A 17,472-nucleotide genomic window follows, 5' to 3' on the forward strand; every position below is an offset into this window, starting at 1 on the left:
GCGGCATAATTAAATGTCCATTTTCCGGAACCGGATTCTTCGTGCACTTTTGATGCGTTCCTGTACAAATTCCAGGTCGCGTAAATAAATGGTGTCGTGGGAGCCGGTGGTTTCCAGTTTTTGCAGGATTCTTTTAAATGGATCATAGCTGTGCGGAACAAATCCCAGGTCCAGCAGCTTGTTATGGAGGTAATTTTGTCCAAACTCGTATTGATCTGAGAGGCCATTCGTTTCCATAATGATCACCCTCAAATTGGGATTGGACAAGGTATTGGGCGCGCCGTTGATGACATTGGCCTCAAAGCCCTCTACATCGATCTTCAAAAAGTTCGCCGTTTTGTCTGCCAACAGGTGGTCCAGCGTGTCAACGGGAACTTGTATAGTAGCGCCTGCGGATTCATGACTGTTGGTGATTACGTGGTTGGTGGCGTCTAAATTGTTGGTAAAGACCAGTTTTCCCTCCTTATCACCTACCCCAAGGTTGCGCAGGTCAACCAGGCTTTCCAGCTGATTGTAGGTTACATTTCTTTTTAATTTCGAGAACGTCGACGGGATCGGCTCAAATGCGATTGTGTTGGCCCCCGCTACGCCCGCAGCCAGGATCGTGTATACTCCCACATTGGCGCCTACATCCACGAACGTGTCGCCTGGACGCAGGTAATGCGTAAGGAAGAGCATTTCGTGAAGGTCATACAGCCCTGTATAAATCTGAAGTTCGGCACTGGACATTCCCTTTTCGACTACCAGTGAAGTGTTTTCGAGAAATGGGTACACCATCGGGTGGTGATGCAAGCGAATGACAATCCCTCTTTTGAAGAACGTCATCAAGGCCGGGAGTTTGTTTTTCTGATTTAAAGGGTGACTCAGTATGGTCTTGATCGTCTTTAACTTCATCAGGCTGTTCGAGGTTTTATGCCAGGCCGGGCAGATTTTGGCTGCTAATGTAGCTATTTGCCCCCTGTAAGCAAAACGTTCCTGACACGTCCCTCCGATGGCTGGATCTAGTAAACTATCATGAGGCTACCCTGTTTTACCAGCTTTTCTCCCGAAAAAATGCGGAATGCGTAGCTGCCGGACGGCACCAGTTTGTCCCTGTACTTGCCATCCCATTCGGTGGTGTAACCTTGGGAATAATAAATTACCTCACCCCACCGGTTGAAAATGTAAATGCGCAACGTTTCCACCCCCTCGGCATTGTAAATTTTCCAGGTATCGTTTTTGCCGTCATGGTTAGGTGTAAAAATGTCGGGAACCAGTAATGAGGACGCTTCTTCCGGTGGATCCACACAGTTTTTGACTTGCAGTATTTTGCTTAATTCGAACGGAGCAGGTTGGCTGAAGCACGTCAAATCGAACTCAACAGTCACGTTCACTTTTATTGGATAGTCGAACGTTTTTTTCTCTGTTTTTAGTAATAGCACCGATGACGATTCGGATTGTGCCACATCATCGACTTGCCATTTAAAAAGAGAGCCTGGTTTGTCGGAAACAACTTTCAGCGAAACAGGCTCGCCGCCGCAAATCTGGTTTCTGTCCACGGTTAACTGACCGTTTATGGGATCTGCAGGAATATTGGGACCATTATACAATGCATCTATCTCCGCCTTGTTCAACGGCCGGTTATAGAGGTGGATGTCGTCCAGGCGCCCAAAAAAGGCCTGCCCGTAATTATTGCGTGCGCCAATCATCGCATGCACGGTATTGACTCCATAGAAAGCGTTTTTTCCGTTCGCACTGTTGGAGCAAACCACTTGGCCGTTGACGTAGAAATAGTAATTGTCGTCATCCCTTACCAGCACGAGGTGATACCATCGGTTGGTCGGCTCCACTGATGGTCCTGAACACAGGATATTGTCGGCAACACCCAGGTACGACCCGTGTGAAAAGCCGGTATGCCTGTCATTGGAATAATGGTCGCCGAAGAGGATGTGCTGGTCACCGTAGTCGCTCCCGACCGAGAACAGAAACATGGCAGTTGTGGGTGAGGGAGCGTAATCGGGATAGGCCCATACGGAGTAAGTGAAATTGTTAAGTTGCAAATCGGCGGCGCCGATCTCAATCCTGTCGTCGTAGCCGTCGAACTGATAGGCGGAATTGGAATTACCGAAGCGGTCGGCGGTAAGTTGGGCGCCCGATACGACTCCGTGATTTGCGATCGGACTGTAATCTTCTGCAGTTCCTGAAAACGGGTAACAGCCAACTAGCCCTCGTTCGAGATCGATTTGGGCAAATGCAGCTGAATGAACGTAAATGATAGAGAGAAGGAAGGCAACCCTACGAATAAGGCTCATAGTTTAGGAAATGTACGTGAATGAGGTAGTAAGGTCAGTAATTTTTCTAACTTCCGAAAAGAATCGGAGATTCCCGATCCCGTAAAAATTCAGATCATCGCCTCGTAAATAATTTTGGGACATCCCTGGCCACCAATGCGCCGCTTGAAGCTCGCTAATGATGTCTTTTCATGACCGAGGTGGTCGAGAGAAATGCCAAGGTCCAGAATTTGTATGCCGTTATTTCCGCAATATTGATAGGCGGTTTCAAAAAGCATGAGTGAAGGGCTAATGGTGCGGAATTCCGGAAGAAAACCAGACAGAAAATGGTAAAGCACGTGGCTGGCGACGCGCACCAGTAACGCCGCGGCGACGGTTTGTTCCCCGTTTCTAGCCGTTACTGTAACGTAGCTTTCGGGTGAGGCACTAACGATCCGGTTCAATTCTCCAGGCGCCACCCGCAGTTGTCGGCCGTGCGCACGGTCGCATTCGCGAAGCATGGTTCCTGTTGTTTCGTCACAAAACCCCTGTTTCAGATAAATATGTAATCCCGTGTTTTTGCCTTTGGCTAATCGCCGACGCTCCGCTGGCTCAATAATCTGGTCAAAACGCTGACCAGTAATAGGAATATAATGATTAGAATAGGTATGATTGGGAGAAAAACCGGCGGCGAGGTAGCTGCGATGGCAAATTTCGTGGGTAAGCGGGTGGTAGCATGCCGGCGCTGTTTTCACGGTGAGTGTTTTGCATCCCATTCGGATTGCCCATTTGCGGATGCAGAAAAGCAGGAATGTCAACTGGCGCTCATGGCAGTGTGCTACGGGCATGATGCCGCCGAACGGGGCTAACGGCGGGGAAGTCCATTGCTGAGCGCCTGGCAGGCAGTGAAATACGGCCAAAATATGACCGGATTCTTTGGAAGTAAGAATAAATGAATAAATTAGGTCAGAACTCTGCATGGCAAGTTGTTCCTTCCCAAAAAAAAGCCATGGGACGGTCGTAGGAAAGGGCGCTTCCTGCATTGGAAATACATCCACGACGCTGTCGTTGCTGGTCCAGGAGCAAAGAGAAGTGCGTGTAAAACTATTACTGATCGGGCTCAAAAGTTATAGTATGTGTGTTAAATGTGCTCAGATCAAGGATTTTGATAAATAATTGATATACTAATTTGATATTTTTTATGTTTAATACAATGCTGATTACTATTTTTGTTAATTCATCAAATCAGTTCAACCAGGATGTACAAAATTGTACTGGTTGGTAATCAGGATTTTCAGTTCAAGGGCAATCATCATGCTGGAAATTGATTGTCCGGATTAATTTGACACCAGTAGTTTTTACATCCATTGGACCCAACCCATCCATGAAACACATACTGATCGCCGAAGACCATGCTGTGGTAAGAATCGGTACCAAACACCTCCTCAAATCACTAATTCCGGATTCAACAATTTCGGACGTTGACGATTTTGATAAAATTCTTCAGGAACTCGAGACCAAAGCTTATGACCTCCTGATTCTGGATATCAATATTCCGGGCGGTAACACTACCAAAATGGTGGAAACCATTCGCGCGAAATCGCCAGGCGTCAGAATTCTTATGTTTTCGAGTTATGACGAACAACTCTATGGCTTGATGTACCTTCAAGCAGGTGCTGACGGATACCTGTCGAAAGATGCACCGGAAGAAGAGTTCAAAACCGCTGTTATGAGCGTTCTGAATAATAAGAAGTACATGAGCGAAGATATGCAGCAAATGAATATCAACCGTCTCATCAATCCAAAGGAATATATGCCGGACCCGATCGTGAGCCTTTCGCCGCGCGAGACCGACGTGATGAACCTTTTGAAGGAGGGGTTAGGAACCGCAAAAATCGCAGAAAAACTGAACTTGCAGCTCTCCACTGTCAGTACTTACAAAGCCCGTATTTTCGAAAAACTGGGCGTTAAGAACATTGTAGAGCTGATTACCAAGATTAAGTAAATTATTCTTACCATACCGAAAAAGGTTTCTGTGCCAGGTGCAGAAACCTTTTTTTGTGAAATCAATCGAGTGAAATTCATGCGTAAGCTGAGTGTAGATGAAATGGACCGGATGTCGGTCGAAGAGTTTAGGGAGTCGGAAAAATTCCCGTTTGTGATCGTGCTGGACAACATCAGGAGCCTGAACAACATCGGCTCGTTTTTCCGGACTGCGGATGCGCTGCGGGCAGAGAAAATAATCCTCTGCGGCTACACCCAGGCGCCGCCGCATCGCGAGATCACGCGCAGCGCCCTTGGGGCAGAAATGTCGGTAGCGTGGGAGAAATGCCCGAGTGCGGCAGAGGCCGTTAAAATGTTGAAATCGGAGGGGTATAAAGTCTGGTGTGTAGAACAGGCCGAGGGAAGTATGCTGCTGCAGAATTTCGAGCCGGATAGGGGAGTTCCTTATGCCTTTGTATTTGGTAATGAGGTAGAAGGCGTGAGTGATGCCGCGATCGCAGAATCCGACGGTTGTCTGGAAATCCCACAGTTCGGGACGAAGCATTCTTTCAATGTCTCGGTATCGGCAGGAATCGTATTGTGGGATTTTGTAAAGAGAAATATAACATAAAAATAATACGGAAAATTTGCTATTTATAAATTAATAATGGGTATTTGTAGGTTATTGTCTGACGGCAATTTTGACCTGAAACAGCTCCCGTACAGGGCCGGGCTCCATGTATTATTTATGAAATTCTTAATATCAGATTTATGAAATCCGCTACCAAAAAGTTATCGACAGAGATTGCTGAGACACTTACCGGAAAGATTGAAGCAGTCACTGCCGGTTCGAAGAAAATAAAGAAATCGATCGAAAAAGCGGCCGCAAAACTGGCAAAAAAAGTAGCCAAGTTTGAAAAGGAAACTCTAAAAAAGAAAGCCAAAGAGGCCAAGAATGCGGAGAAAAAAGTAAAGGATAAGAAAGAAGGCAAGAAGAGTAAAGCGGAGAAGAAAGAAAAAGTAGCAGCGCTGGTAGCAGCTGCTTCATCCAAAGTGCCTGTGGCTGCCCCTGCGAAGCCTACTGTAGGTAAAGAAGCTAGTGCTCCGAAGCCCGCGGCAAAACCAGCTGCTGCTCCGAAAGCGGCTCCCGCCAAGCCTGCCGCGAAACCTGCAGCTGCTCCGAAAACTGAGGCACCTGCGCCTGCACCTGAGAAAGCATAACAAAAGGTAGATGCCTGAAAAACGACCAGCAAAGGAATCCCGTTGCTGGTCGTTTTGCTTTTAGATTAGCTGGTTCGGCCTATCGTAACGAGCAGGCGGCCGGTCAGGCCCTTCTCGGCACGGTGTGAGAAGTAATCCTGGTTGTGGATCACGGTCGAATAAGGCGAAACTTCTATTTGCTCAGGCTTTATACCACTGCGGGTCAGCTGGTCGCGGTTGGAGGCTTTCAGGTCGACGAAAAATTTACCGGCTCCTTCGTCCCGGCGTTTATAGGCCGGGGTGAAATGCTGCGCAACATCCTCACCCACTTCAAAGCTGCATTCATCAATGCAGGTGCCTACATATCCGAAACAATCTTCGGCTCGCGTGCCGTAATTTTTCTGCATGGTAGCGACGGTCTTTTCTACAATGCCGCCTACTGTACCGCGCCAGCCGGCATGAATGGCCGCCACCGCACCCGTTACGGGGTCGTAAATCAGGATAGGTGTGCAATCGGCGACAGTAACCGCGAGCTGAATGCCTGCTACGTTGGTTACAAGGGCGTCGAATCCCTCGAAACGCGCCGGAGATGTAACCGTTACAATATCGGTGCCATGCACCTGATTCGCTTTTGCGACGTTTTCAAACGGTATACCTAGTGCTCCGAAGAATATCAGGTTGTTCTGCATGATATTTTCGGGACTATCCTGAAATCCGCCGAGGTTCAGCGATGCGTAATGGCCGGTACTTACACCGCCGTGGCGTGTACTTTCAGCGGCAACCAATTCAGGGAACTGGTTAAATATCTGTGGTTTACGGAATATCGGTTGCTTGTCGGTCGTGGAGAAAGCGAGCATTCTTCTGGAATTAGTGGAAATCGGTATCAAAATTAAACGATCGCACCGCCGGATTCATTTCGGGCCGAATTTATTTTGAGGCATTGCCGTTATGCGCCCGGGAGTTCCCCGTAAACGAACCGTAAAATAGCGGGGTACAGATTTTGAGTAGAATTCAGCTAAATTTGTGCCGAGCGACTCCGCTTATTCAATGAAACAGTGACTATGATAAAAGTGAGCGTGTGTGTAGTCACCTACAACCATGAAAAATTTGTAGCAAAAATGCTGGACTCGATCCTGATGCAGCAGACTACATTTGATTTCGAGATTATTGTAGGAGATGATTTTTCCAAAGACAACACCCGGGCGATATTAACCGAATACCAGCAGCGTTTCCCCGATAAAATCAGGCTATTGTTGCACCCGAAAAACCTGGGCCTGAACGGGAAATTCAATGCATTGGCGACCTTTGCCGCTGCCAGAGGCGAATATATTGCCCAGTTCGATGGCGACGATTATCTAATCGTATCGGACAAGCTACAAAAGCAGGTGGAAATGATGGATGCGAATCCGCATTACTCGGCTTGTTTTCATAATGCAAGGGTGATTTATGACGATAACGCAGCCCCACCGCACCTGGTCAATTGGATTAATAAGAAAGAATTTACGGTTGATGACCTTATCGGAGAGGACGAACTTTGCTTTATCGCGACGTCGAGCCTGATGTTCCGGACTGAGGATTTTGCTAAAAATCCGGATCCTGAATGGACGAACCGATCAACTAGCGGTGATATTCCCCGTAACATCATGCTCGCAACGCGCGGGCCGATTGGCTATATTGACGAAGTAATGTCGGTCTACCGGAAGCAGCGCGGAGGCGCGAGCTTTGCGGATAATCATTACGGGAAGGATTTCCTTTTCAACCGTATTGAAATGTATTCCAATATCGATAAGGAATTGAAATACAAATACCACGACCGGCTCACTAAGAATATCGCTACGTACTACTATAAAATGCTGTTTTCGAGAGAATATGGCGACACTTACTGGCCACGCGTCAAATATGCGGTGAAGTACCTTTCAATGGCCGACCCATCGCCGGAGCGGAAGAAGGAGGTGATCCGGGATTTCATCATTCCGCCGTTTTTTATGAAAATATACAGCTTTTTCGCCCTGAATTTCTATAACCTGAAAAGCAAGTTATCGGGGTAAATGATAGCAATAAAAATGGCCGGTTCGAACCGGCCATTTTTGTTTTAGAACAACTTCTCTTTCGGAGGCGTAGCACCCTTCATGCGAATGTAAGGGGTCGTTTGTCCGCGGTGGTGAGTCTGGTGTTCGAAAGCCTTTTCAAATGCAGTTCCGGCCTTCATATCCATACCGAATACTTTTACATCCTTCGCGAGGTCGGCGTCGGTCATTCCTTTCAATGCTGCGATCACGAAGTCGTAGCTCTCCATCACGCCTTTAGTTACAGCTTCTTTCGACTGGTCAGCGCGCTTTTCAAGAGAACCTTCGGGCTTCGCTTTGCCGGTTGCTGCCGAAACAAACAGGTAGTTGGCATCTCCAAGGTGATCCATCTGCGCCGCGAACGACCGGATTTCAGGGGTAGGTTTCAAGGCGTAGCCGTCTTCCGGCATTGCATCCAGGTATTCTTTAGTGTATTCCTTTGCGCGCTCCCAATCCTTAATGTACTTGGCCGTCATGGTTTGCGCGGATGCCACTTTGCCCGCCACTAAAAGCATACAGATAATAGCAATTTTTTTCATTCGATTTTTGTGTTTGGTGGTTGATAAATTTCGCGAAAGGTAACGGTAAGGAATGCGATTGTCAACACGGGAATCAAATATTTAAGCAACGGTAATGTGTCGCTGGGTGACATACGGCTGGGCGGGTTTCAAGAAAATCGGACTATAATCGCGGAGGTTAGGCGGGTTATTATTTTATTTACTATCCACACCCATTTATGTAAAGGACCGCTATGCCCGGAACTTCCGAAGAACGTGCGCAGAAATACCTCAATCTCGGCCACAGCGAGGCAGAGAACCATGCCAAAACCCAACTCGAACTATATGAAAAGCGGGTGGAACAGACGTCGTCGGTCACCAATGTCATTTCTGAATTTTTCAAAACCAATCTGATCGGCTTTGCCTGGCATTACCTGCGCAGCCGGTTTGGCGCAAGGCATCCCTACCAGGCGTACCCGCGTAATGGCGACACGGGCGTTTACCCGCTGCAGTCTTCCATTGCTTCGAGAGATGAGATCAGCATTGCATTGCTTTCGGATTGGGCCAGTGATACGGCCGAATCCGATGCGGTTGCGAACCTTGTAGCGCGCCATGCACCCGATTACACCGTTCATATGGGTGATATTTACTTCGTAGGAACCCCCAAAGAAGTGGAAGAGAACTTCACAGCCCCATACGCCTCCTGGTATTACGGCGCTTCGGGCAGTCTGGCGTTGTCGGGAAACCACGAAATGTATTCCAATGGCAATGCATTCTTTCAGCATTTGCTTCCCGCGATGTATGCGCAAGTGGGTGATGTGCGCAAAACACAACAGGCCGGTTTTTTTTGTCTGGAGAACGACCATTGGCGCATTATCGGCATTGATACCGGCTATACCTCGGTAGGCAGGCCTTTTCTTGAAATACTCTCTCCGCCGGATTGTCATTTGCGGAAAGAGCAGGTGGCATGGTTGCGCGACGTGGTGAAGATCGGCGATCCGCTCGACACGCGCGGTATTGTAATCCTGAGCCACCATCCGTATATGTCGGCATTCCGGGAAGAATACATCCGGCCCGGCGAGCAGTTGCAAAAGCTTATGGGCGACGCACAGCGACCGGTTGTCTGGATCTGGGGGCACGACCACCGCCTGGTAGCATACCGGTTCGACCGGAATGGTAAGGGGCCGCAGGCTTACGGGCGCTGCATCGGACACGGCGGACTTCCGGTCGAAATCAGGCCACCCGATGCGGGAGAATTATTTAAAATCGACTATTACGACACACGGGTGAGGAAGGAAATCAAAGGCCGTGCGCTGGGGTATAACGGGTTTGCGCGATTGCTGCTGCGGAACGAGAAGCTCGTCGCCGAGTACCGCGACCTGGAAGATACGTGCGTGATGGAAGAAAGCTGGACCGTAAACAAAGCGAACGGCCAACTCGAATGGGAGGTGATTAATGTCCTTCCCGAGCTGGCCGTCCGTTGAATATGATCATGCCCTCGCGGGCTGCTTGTCAGTGATGATCGTCGTGGCTTTTGTCTTTGTAAAACGCTGCGAAAGTCACAACCAGACCGATGGTGCCGAGGATGAATACGAACAGGTCACCAAATACTGCCAGGATGATGAAAAGGATAATGAACGCTGCGATGTAAGCGAAGGTTGGCAGCGAAGTAGATTCGGTATGCGATGTTTCAGACATATTCGGAATGTATTAATAGCTTTCGATGCTGCGAAAATAGTAAATCGGGGTTAAGTTTCTCGCATTCACCTGTATTTTTTAGTCCTGTTTCAGAAATCTGTTCTGGTGCGCAGCGGTAATGCAGATTTCGGGATTTGAGTGCAATTTGCTGAGAGTCAGAGATAGTTTGTACTATTTAAACAATGTGCATAGTGATGGACAGTTTCGTGGTATCCTGCTAAGAATGGAAATGGCTATTTAAATAACTTTCAAGTGTCTCTATATTTGGTAGTTGAATGCTATTTTAGTATAAAGTATTTTTGAGGTATTGATTTTCGGAATTATGTTCTGCAAGTCGAGGATTTAATGAAATAGAAATATTTTAATAAACCTAGCACCTCACTCCTATGAAAATCTCTTTCACCTTCTTACTCGCTTTTTTATGCAGCGTCTTTGCTGCCCGCGCCCAAACGGTAACAAATGCCGAACCTGACGCCTACTTCGCCGATTTTTACGTGATGCAGGTCAAACCGATGCAATTCGAGCTGAGTTACAAATACCCTAAAACCGACCGTGTGCTGGTGCGGATCAGGGACGAAGAGCAGAACGTTATTTTTGTTGAGAAGACGCTCGTTTATAAGCGTTACCACAAGAATTTCGATTTGTCGGTGATGAAAGATGGTAAATACACCTTCGAATTGACCGACGGCAATGAGAAGTTTGTGCAGACTTTCGTCATAGCGACAAGGACGGAGCGTATGGCTACGGCTTTGTAGGGTTGTTCGTTACCCCAAAATCCATACTTTTGTTTTAGTAATCACTGACCGTCTTTCCCGCGTGCGGGAATGCGGGTTTTGCCTCTAAAACAATTGCCAATGCCCTATATTATCGGTTGTGATATCGGCACAACAAACGTCAAATCGGTAGCCTTCGATACCGTTTCGGGTACAATCCTCGCGTCGCATAGTGAAAGTTATGAAATGCAGCATCCGCACCCGGATTGGAGCGAGCAGGATCCGGAGCAAATTTTTCAGGCAGCCTGCAAGACGTTAAAAAAGGTAACGGCTAAATGCAAGGACCATGGCGGACCGGTTGGTATCTGTTTCAGCGCCGCCATGCATGGTGTGTTAGCGCTTGATAAAGACGGAAAGCAACTCACCAACCTGATTATCTGGGCTGATAACCGCAGTGCTGATATTGCTACCCGGTTGCGGGCGTCACAGGTAGGCAAGAAGATTTACTATAACAACGGAACGCCCATTCATGCGATGGCGCCCGTGTGCAAGTTGCTGTGGATGAAGAAAAATGCACCGGATATTTACCGGAAGACAAGCAACTTCGTAGGCGTGAAGGAGTATATCGTGTATAGGCTCACGGGAGAGTTTCTGGTGGATTATTCCATTGCTTCCGCTACCGGAATGTTCAATATCCGCGAATTGCAATGGGATGATTACACATTAAAGAAGTTAGGGCTTAAAGTAGAAAAACTGCCCAAGGCAGTATCACCCTACCATATTGTAAAGTTACGCGGCGATAATCCCGCAAAATTGCCGGAGGGCACTCCGCTGATCATGGGAGCGAGCGATGGTTGCCTGGCCAATCTCGGCAGCGGTGCCATTAGGAACGGCTCTATGGCCGTCACAATCGGTACCAGCGCAGCCGTGCGCATATGTTCAGCAAAGCCATTCTCCGACCCGCTGATGCAGACTTTCTGCTACGTGCTCGATGAGAAGGCCTATATCGTAGGAGGGCCATCCAATAACGGAGCTGTCATTTTTGAATGGTTTATGAATACATTCTTCCCCAGGGAGTCGTACGAGGCGGTTTTCAAGGAAGCCGAGGGGATTAAACCAGGCGCGGAAGGATTGCTCTTTTACCCATACCTGTTGGGAGAGCGTGCACCGCTTTGGAGTTCCTCTGTGCGCGGCGGGTTCTCGGGACTTGACATTACGCATACACGCGCGCATTTCGCACGGGCGGTCATGGAAGGTATTTTGCTGAATCTTTACAGTATTGCCAAAATATTGATGGAAATGCAGGAAATCGACACGATCTATGCCAATGGCGGTTTCGCCCGGAGTGCTGCCTGGGTACAGATGCTTTCGGACGTGTTTGGTAAGACGGTGAAACTGAATGAAACAGTCGAAACAGGCGCGGTAGGCGCCGCTATGATGGGGTTGAAGGCGTTGGGTGCCGTGAAAGACTTTTCAGAACTGACTGCTTTTACACGGGCAGGACAAGCATTTGCATCACACAAAGACATTCATGAACAATATGATGCACTCGCCGGGAAATTCAAAAAGGGAGCTCACCTGATGATGGCCCACGCGGTGTGATTGGGCGGGGAAACAAAAAAGGCCTCCCGACGGGAAGCCTCTTTGCATAAATCTAACTATCCTATTAAAACTTGTAAGTAACGCTCAAACGATAATTCCTCGGAGGATCGGTTTGCCAGTAGTAGGCCTTTAACCAATCGTAATAGCCGCCGCTGTACAGGTATTTGTCCAGAATGTTGAACACGTTCGCTGTCAGGCGGATGTTGTTTTTCTCCCAAAACACACCTCCGTCCAGTTTGAAATAATCAGGCTGGTTGAGGCTGCTATTGGTAGTCGACCAGTTGGTGGTAGCACGTCCTGCCAGATAAGTGAAGCCCGCAGAGATACCCGCGTTTTTCAGCGAGCCGTGTTGTACCTTATAGCTCAACCAGGCATTGGTTGTGTGCTTGGCATACCCAGGAATCAAATCACCTACTTTCATGTCCGTTACACCCTCGGCCACTTTCGTTACTTCTGAAATGGTGTAAGCGTAGTTGGCGGTTAGGTTAAGGCCGTTGATGATCGTGCCGCGAAGGTCGAATTCAACGCCTTGGGCTCTTTTTTGGCCCAATACCATGCTCAGGCCTGAGTTCGGATTGGTAGGATCGCCAGTGAGCTCGTTGTTTTTCAAAATTCTGTAGAATGCAAGAGTCGTATTCCAATGGCCTTCCGCCCAGTCGCGTTTTACCCCGAACTCAGTGTTGTTTCCGGTAATGGGTTTCACCGAACCGCCGCCGATCAAACGGCCGGATTGCGGGATGAATGCCTGATCGTACAATGCGTATAATGAGGTATTCCTCGTCAGCGAAACGCTCAGGCCGACACGCGGGGTGAAGTGCTTCGCTTCCTGGTTCGGGCCGCCGTATGCCGACTGCTTCACATAAGTGTAACGACCAGCCAGTGTCAGACGAATGCGGTTATCGAGGAAACCGAGTTCGTCTTGCAGGTAAAGACCTGTATAGTTCTGGTCCTGCAAGCCTCCGCCGGCTGCTGCGCGCGATTCAAGGGGCATGGAGCGATCGAATGTGGGGTAACCCATTACCGGCGTGCCATAGTAGGGGTTTTTAGGGTCGAATTCAGCACCGGCAGAGTCCAGCGCGTACGATTGCGACCAGTCGGCGAAGTAGTGTTTGCTGCCAACATCAATACCACCCAGAATACGGTGCCTTACCGCACCGGTTTTTATGTCGCCATTGATAAACACCTGCCCGAGTGTCATTTCGCTCTTCGCATCCCAGAGACCTACGCCGCGGTACATAAGACCGTTCGATTTGATAGAATCCGGCCACATGCTGCTGCCGGTCTGGTTGTAATTGAAATAGCCCACCTGCGCAGTCAGTTTCCAGTTGGGGTTGAGCTGGTGCTGTAAATTCACAAACACACTCTGGTCGTTGATTCTGGTCGGGGCGATGCCGGGAGCCATTGTCGTGAAATCGCGCGGCAACGTAGCGTAGCCGTCGGGTGAGAATACATAGAACGATCCTACGTTCGACATTTTCGCATATTGCAGTGTATATTCGGCCGTCAACTTAGTCTTCTCGTCGATTTGGTAAGAAATGACCGGAGCAATGCTGTAACGGTTGTTGTATTCATACGGACGGAATGAACCTTTGTTTTGTGCTGCTACATTAAGGCGGTACAGGAATTTGCTATCCTTGCTCAATTTACCATCGAGGTCGAGGGTAGCACGGTAAAGGCCGAAGCTGCCCACATTGAAACCAACTTCGCCTTTGGTCTGACCGGTAGGTTTTTTGGTTACTACATTATACAAACCGCTCGGGTCGCCATTCGCAAGCATAAAGCCGGCAGGGCCTTTTACGAATTCGATGTGATCGACGAAACTCATATCCTCTGTCAACGGCCCCCAGTAGGAATTTACGACATTGAAACCATTGCGGAAAGCCTGGATCTGCGAGCCGCGCATGCTGATATTGGCGTACATATCACCCCAGTGTTCGAGACGGACCGCACCGCTGACATTGCGGATCAGACCATCACTCATGCTGATCACCTGCTGGTCGGCCAGTACTTTTGAGGTGACAACCTGTACATTCTGAGGTGTTTCCAGAATCGGGGTGAGGAGTTTCATACTGGATGAGAACTGATCCGATTTGTAAGTAGTACCGCTTTTGACGATCACTTCCTGCAATTCATTGGCGCTTTCGGCGAGGGTGAAAGAAACGCTCACCGTTTCTCCGGCCGCTACTTCCACATCCTTTTCAACGGTGGCAAGCCCTACGAAGCTTACGAGCAATGTATAGCTTCCGGGTTTAATTCTTTCAATTGTGAATTTTCCTTGATTGTCAGAGACGGCGCCGCGGGCAGATCCTTTTATTCCGACTGAAACTTGCTCGGCCGGCTGTCCATCCGAGCTGAGTATCTGTCCTGATATTCTGCCGTTTTGCGCAAATGCGGAAACGCTTATCAGCAGTAATAGGAAGAAAATATAAAATTTTTTCATTTATCTAAAATTGGACTAAATAGTTAACGAGCCGCAAATATCTGTCGGGAAACCTTATGAGGCAAGGTTTTATTTAGATTTATTTAAAATAGTAGTCAACTGTTTGTTACATAAATATTTTAGCCATAAAAAAGCCGCATCGTCCCACTAGGCGATGCGGCTGCATACGGCATGAAATGTCGCCGCTATTTTTCTTCTGCGGGTTTCACCGCTTCCACCATTTTCACGGTAATCATCTTTTTTTCCGATGAATTGCCCCATGAATTCATGATGTAATTCATCACATCGGCGATTTGTTCGTTGGCAAGGCCCGGCTCCGGCATCATATTATCATAGGACACGCCATTTACCGTCACCTTTCCAATCAGCCCGAACTTGATCGCCTGGATCGCATTCTCGGGCGTTTTCATCAGGTAGTCCGATTTGGCGAGCGGTGGGAAAGTGGCCGTAATGCCCTCGCCGGTGCCCATATGGCAGGAAATGCAGTTTTCGGAGTAAACCATTTTACCACGTTCGATGCTTTTGGCAAGTTCGTCGTCCTGCGTGCGCGGAATCGCGGCGCAGAAAATGGCGGTTGAGAGTAGTGTTAGCAATAGTTTCATGGTGATGTTTGGGTTAAGATGCTGCGAAGCTCCTGCTTTGCACACACTATTCGCAGGCCTCTGGCCGGTCTTGCATACCTGACCGGCCGGAGGCCTGCGAATATGCGGCACGAAGCAGGAGCTTCGCGCCATTGTTATTTCGTGAGCGAGAAAGGTGCGGCTTCCGGCTTCGTTCCCCAGCTTTTCGAAGGCTTGCCGCTCAGGTCGAACTGCACGCTTCCGCCTTTCTGAATATCGCCGTGTTCAAGATACGTCTTGTCGTAGGCCTTGCCATTCAGCTTGGCCCCCTGGATGTACAGGTTGCTGTCGCTGCTGGCGGGGGCTTCGATGGTGAATTTCTTGCCGTCTTCCATTGTCAGAGTCGCTTTTTTGAACAACGGCGAGCCGATTACATATTGCGTTGTGCCCGGAGTGACAGGGTAGAAGCCGAGTGATGAGAACACGTACCATGCTGAAGTCTGGCCATTGTCTTCGTCGCCGCAGTAGCCGTCCGGCGTAGCCTGGTAAAGGCGCTTCATTACCTGCCTTGTCCAGTATTGTGCTTTGTCAGGTGCTCCCGCGTAATTATACAGGTAAATCATGTGCTGGATCGGCTGGTTGCCGTGCGCGTAGTTACCCATGTTCATGATCTGCATTTCGCGGATTTCGTGGATCGGGAAGCCGTAGTAACTGTCGTCAAATACCGGAGGTAATGTAAAAACCGTATCCAGTTTCTGTACAAATGCTTCGCGACCGCCTACGAGGTTGATCAGCCCTTTCACGTCCTGGAAAACCGACCAGGTGTAGTGAATACTGTTGCCCTCTGTAAATGCATCGCCCCATTTGAATGGATTAAATGGTGACTGGAACTTGCCGTCCTTGTTCTTACCGCGCATCCATTTCGTTTCAGGATCGAACAGGTTTTTGTAATTCTGGCTTCTTTTCAGATACAGATCAACTTCGGACTGCGGCTTTTTCAACTCTTTCGCCAATTGGGCAATGCAAAAATCAGCATAGGCATATTCCAGTGTACGGGCTGCATTCTCATTGATTTTTACATCATAAGGAACGTACCCCAGCTCATTGTAATATTCATGTCCGAAACGCCCTACCGAGCTTACCGGACCTGCATTCTGTGTGTTTTTCAGAATAGCCTCATACAGTTTATTGATATCATAGCCGCGGATGCCTTTGATATACGAATCGGCGATGAGTGAAGCGGAGTTGGAGCCTATCATACAATCGCGGTGGCCGGGGCTGGCCCATTCAGGCAGGAAGCCGCTTTCGTCATATGCATTGGCCAAGCCCTCCATAATGTGCGAATTTAATGTCGGGTACATTAGCGTGAAGAATGGGAACACTGCACGGAAAGTATCCCAGAAACCATTGTCGGTGAACATATAACCCGGGCGCACTTCGCCATTGTAAGGACTGTAATGCACCACTTTGTTGGCTTTGTCCATTTCATAGAATTTCCGCGGGAACAGCAGTACGCGGTACAAGCATGAATAGAAAGTGCGGATCTGATCAATATTATCGCCTTCTACTTTAATGCGCGACAACTCGGTGTTCCAGGCTTGTTCGCCTTTTGCTTTGGTGGCGTCAAAAGAATCACTGCCCAGCTCGCGTTGGAGATTCAGTTCTGCTTGTTCGGGACTGATAAAAGAGGATGCCACTTTGATACCCACCTGCTCGCCTCTTTTTGTTTTAAAACCAACTACTGCACCTACATGGGCGGCACTGAGTTCCAGCGTGTCTTTCGCCAGAGTTTTGCCGTGAAATGCGGAGGAGAATGTGAATGGTTTATCAAAAACCAGAACGAAGTAGTTTTTGAAATTGGCAGGCACGCCGCCGCTGTTTTTGGTGGTGTAACCAATGATTTTACGCTCTTTGGGGAGGACTTTTACATAAGAACCCCTGTCAAATGCATCCAAAAGTACAAACGAAGTATCGGCCTTCGGGAAGGTTATGCGGAACTGCGCGGCACGCTCGGTCGGCGCGATTTCCGTGGTGACGTCATAATCTGCCAGGTATACCTTATAATAATGCGGCTTTGCCGTTTCGGCTTTGTGCGAGAACCAGCTGGCGCGGCTTTCTTCGTCGATTTTCAGCTTGCCGGTAATCGGCATGATCGCGAACTGGCCGTAGTCGTTGATCCACGGGCTGGGCTGGTGGGTTTGCTTGAAACCACGGATTTTCTCGGCGTCGTACATATAAGCCCATCCGTCGCCCATTTTACCGGTTTGGGGCATCCAGAAGTTCATTCCCCAGGGCAGAGCAATCGCCGGATAAGTGTTACCGGCCGATAAGCTGAATTTCGATTGCGTGCCCATCAGAGGGTTTACGTAGTCGACCAGATTGGCGGTTCCTTGCCCGTAGGATAATTGCAATGAGGCAATAATGGTAAAAAGGCAGGACAGGAGTTTTTTCATGTCGGGGATAA

16 protein-coding genes are annotated in these 17,472 nt (G+C 48.7%); 7 read left to right on the top strand and 9 right to left on the bottom strand.

What is annotated here, in order from left to right; translation table 11 throughout:
- Window positions 1-9: 9 nt before the first annotated feature.
- The 3 genes from ACQ4MZ_RS10840 to ACQ4MZ_RS10850 all read right to left on the bottom strand — a co-directional run bounded on the left by ACQ4MZ_RS10840 (window position 10) and on the right by ACQ4MZ_RS10850 (window position 3,373).
- Complete coding sequence (locus ACQ4MZ_RS10840) at window positions 10-894, bottom strand: FkbM family methyltransferase (RefSeq protein WP_430844929.1); 885 nt, start codon at window positions 892-894, stop codon at window positions 10-12.
- Between the two features lie 107 nt (window positions 895-1,001).
- On the bottom strand, window positions 1,002-2,291 hold the full coding sequence (locus ACQ4MZ_RS10845) for a LamG-like jellyroll fold domain-containing protein (RefSeq protein ID WP_430844931.1): 1,290 nt from the start codon (window positions 2,289-2,291) through the stop codon (window positions 1,002-1,004).
- 89 nt (window positions 2,292-2,380) lie between these two features.
- Window positions 2,381-3,373 (bottom strand): GNAT family N-acetyltransferase, encoded by a 993-nt coding sequence (locus tag ACQ4MZ_RS10850; RefSeq protein WP_430844932.1) that lies wholly within the window; start codon window positions 3,371-3,373, stop codon window positions 2,381-2,383.
- Window positions 3,374-3,633: 260 nt separating this feature from the next.
- On the opposite strand from ACQ4MZ_RS10850, the gene ACQ4MZ_RS10855 reads away from it, so the two are divergent.
- The 3 genes from ACQ4MZ_RS10855 to ACQ4MZ_RS10865 all read left to right on the top strand — a co-directional run bounded on the left by ACQ4MZ_RS10855 (window position 3,634) and on the right by ACQ4MZ_RS10865 (window position 5,453).
- A complete protein-coding gene (locus ACQ4MZ_RS10855) occupies window positions 3,634-4,254 on the top strand; it encodes a response regulator transcription factor (RefSeq protein ID WP_106599727.1) in 621 nt (206 codons plus the stop codon).
- Between the two features lie 78 nt (window positions 4,255-4,332).
- Complete coding sequence (locus ACQ4MZ_RS10860) at window positions 4,333-4,863, top strand: RNA methyltransferase (RefSeq protein ID WP_430844933.1); 531 nt, start codon at window positions 4,333-4,335, stop codon at window positions 4,861-4,863.
- A gap of 140 nt (window positions 4,864-5,003) precedes the next feature.
- Window positions 5,004-5,453: a histone H1/H5 family protein, HCT subfamily gene (locus tag ACQ4MZ_RS10865; protein WP_430844934.1), complete on the top strand. Its 450-nt coding sequence runs from the start codon at window positions 5,004-5,006 to the stop codon at window positions 5,451-5,453.
- Between the two features lie 65 nt (window positions 5,454-5,518).
- On the opposite strand, the gene pgeF is transcribed toward ACQ4MZ_RS10865, so the two are convergent.
- Entirely contained in the window at window positions 5,519-6,289 is a 771-nt protein-coding gene (gene pgeF / locus ACQ4MZ_RS10870; protein WP_430844935.1) for a peptidoglycan editing factor PgeF, read from the bottom strand.
- A gap of 204 nt (window positions 6,290-6,493) precedes the next feature.
- On the opposite strand from pgeF, the gene ACQ4MZ_RS10875 reads away from it, so the two are divergent.
- Window positions 6,494-7,480, top strand: a complete 987-nt coding sequence (locus ACQ4MZ_RS10875; protein WP_430844936.1) for a glycosyltransferase family 2 protein — start codon at window positions 6,494-6,496, stop codon at window positions 7,478-7,480.
- 44 nt (window positions 7,481-7,524) lie between these two features.
- On the opposite strand, the gene ACQ4MZ_RS10880 is transcribed toward ACQ4MZ_RS10875, so the two are convergent.
- Window positions 7,525-8,037 carry a DinB family protein gene (locus tag ACQ4MZ_RS10880; RefSeq protein ID WP_430844937.1) on the bottom strand — a complete coding sequence of 171 codons (513 nt, stop codon included), beginning with the start codon at window positions 8,035-8,037 and terminating at the stop codon, window positions 7,525-7,527.
- A 212-nt stretch (window positions 8,038-8,249) separates the two neighbouring features.
- On the opposite strand from ACQ4MZ_RS10880, the gene ACQ4MZ_RS10885 reads away from it, so the two are divergent.
- On the top strand, window positions 8,250-9,479 hold the full coding sequence (locus ACQ4MZ_RS10885; protein WP_430844939.1) for a metallophosphoesterase family protein: 1,230 nt from the start codon (window positions 8,250-8,252) through the stop codon (window positions 9,477-9,479).
- 28 nt (window positions 9,480-9,507) lie between these two features.
- Here ACQ4MZ_RS10885 and ACQ4MZ_RS10890 read toward each other — a convergent pair whose 3' ends face one another.
- Window positions 9,508-9,693 (bottom strand): hypothetical protein, encoded by a 186-nt coding sequence (locus ACQ4MZ_RS10890; protein ID WP_430844941.1) that lies wholly within the window; start codon window positions 9,691-9,693, stop codon window positions 9,508-9,510.
- 386 nt (window positions 9,694-10,079) lie between these two features.
- Between ACQ4MZ_RS10890 and ACQ4MZ_RS10895 the strand changes: the two genes are divergently transcribed.
- Together ACQ4MZ_RS10895 and ACQ4MZ_RS10900 are read left to right on the top strand one after the other, a co-directional pair.
- Window positions 10,080-10,448 (top strand): hypothetical protein, encoded by a 369-nt coding sequence (locus tag ACQ4MZ_RS10895; protein ID WP_430844943.1) that lies wholly within the window; start codon window positions 10,080-10,082, stop codon window positions 10,446-10,448.
- Between the two features lie 99 nt (window positions 10,449-10,547).
- Complete coding sequence (locus ACQ4MZ_RS10900; protein WP_430844945.1) at window positions 10,548-12,008, top strand: gluconokinase; 1,461 nt, start codon at window positions 10,548-10,550, stop codon at window positions 12,006-12,008.
- A 64-nt stretch (window positions 12,009-12,072) separates the two neighbouring features.
- On the opposite strand, the gene ACQ4MZ_RS10905 is transcribed toward ACQ4MZ_RS10900, so the two are convergent.
- The 3 genes from ACQ4MZ_RS10905 to ACQ4MZ_RS10915 form a co-directional block, all read right to left on the bottom strand.
- On the bottom strand, window positions 12,073-14,448 hold the full coding sequence (locus ACQ4MZ_RS10905; RefSeq protein WP_430844946.1) for a TonB-dependent siderophore receptor: 2,376 nt from the start codon (window positions 14,446-14,448) through the stop codon (window positions 12,073-12,075).
- Window positions 14,449-14,633: 185 nt separating this feature from the next.
- Window positions 14,634-15,050 carry a c-type cytochrome gene (locus ACQ4MZ_RS10910; protein WP_430844948.1) on the bottom strand — a complete coding sequence of 139 codons (417 nt, stop codon included), beginning with the start codon at window positions 15,048-15,050 and terminating at the stop codon, window positions 14,634-14,636.
- 134 nt (window positions 15,051-15,184) lie between these two features.
- Entirely contained in the window at window positions 15,185-17,461 is a 2,277-nt protein-coding gene (locus ACQ4MZ_RS10915) for a GH92 family glycosyl hydrolase (protein ID WP_430844950.1), read from the bottom strand.
- Window positions 17,462-17,472: the final 11 nt, after the last annotated feature.

The sequence above is a fragment of the Dyadobacter sp. BHUBP1 genome, assembly GCF_050587785.1.
GTDB lineage: Bacteria > Bacteroidota > Bacteroidia > Cytophagales > Spirosomataceae > Dyadobacter.

Coding starts and splice junctions, on each gene's coding strand:
- ACQ4MZ_RS10840 (WP_430844929.1), bottom strand. CDS start 894: ATGAAGTTAAAGACGATCAAGACCATACTGAGTCACCCTTTAAATCAG.
- ACQ4MZ_RS10845 (WP_430844931.1), bottom strand. CDS start 2,291: ATGAGCCTTATTCGTAGGGTTGCCTTCCTTCTCTCTATCATTTACGTT.
- ACQ4MZ_RS10855 (WP_106599727.1), top strand. CDS start 3,634: ATGAAACACATACTGATCGCCGAAGACCATGCTGTGGTAAGAATCGGT.
- ACQ4MZ_RS10860 (WP_430844933.1), top strand. CDS start 4,333: ATGCGTAAGCTGAGTGTAGATGAAATGGACCGGATGTCGGTCGAAGAG.
- ACQ4MZ_RS10865 (WP_430844934.1), top strand. CDS start 5,004: ATGAAATCCGCTACCAAAAAGTTATCGACAGAGATTGCTGAGACACTT.
- pgeF (WP_430844935.1), bottom strand. CDS start 6,289: ATGCTCGCTTTCTCCACGACCGACAAGCAACCGATATTCCGTAAACCA.
- ACQ4MZ_RS10875 (WP_430844936.1), top strand. CDS start 6,494: ATGATAAAAGTGAGCGTGTGTGTAGTCACCTACAACCATGAAAAATTT.
- ACQ4MZ_RS10880 (WP_430844937.1), bottom strand. CDS start 8,037: ATGAAAAAAATTGCTATTATCTGTATGCTTTTAGTGGCGGGCAAAGTG.
- ACQ4MZ_RS10885 (WP_430844939.1), top strand. CDS start 8,250: ATGCCCGGAACTTCCGAAGAACGTGCGCAGAAATACCTCAATCTCGGC.
- ACQ4MZ_RS10890 (WP_430844941.1), bottom strand. CDS start 9,693: ATGTCTGAAACATCGCATACCGAATCTACTTCGCTGCCAACCTTCGCT.
- ACQ4MZ_RS10895 (WP_430844943.1), top strand. CDS start 10,080: ATGAAAATCTCTTTCACCTTCTTACTCGCTTTTTTATGCAGCGTCTTT.
- ACQ4MZ_RS10900 (WP_430844945.1), top strand. CDS start 10,548: ATGCCCTATATTATCGGTTGTGATATCGGCACAACAAACGTCAAATCG.
- ACQ4MZ_RS10905 (WP_430844946.1), bottom strand. CDS start 14,448: ATGAAAAAATTTTATATTTTCTTCCTATTACTGCTGATAAGCGTTTCC.
- ACQ4MZ_RS10910 (WP_430844948.1), bottom strand. CDS start 15,050: ATGAAACTATTGCTAACACTACTCTCAACCGCCATTTTCTGCGCCGCG.
- ACQ4MZ_RS10915 (WP_430844950.1), bottom strand. CDS start 17,461: ATGAAAAAACTCCTGTCCTGCCTTTTTACCATTATTGCCTCATTGCAA.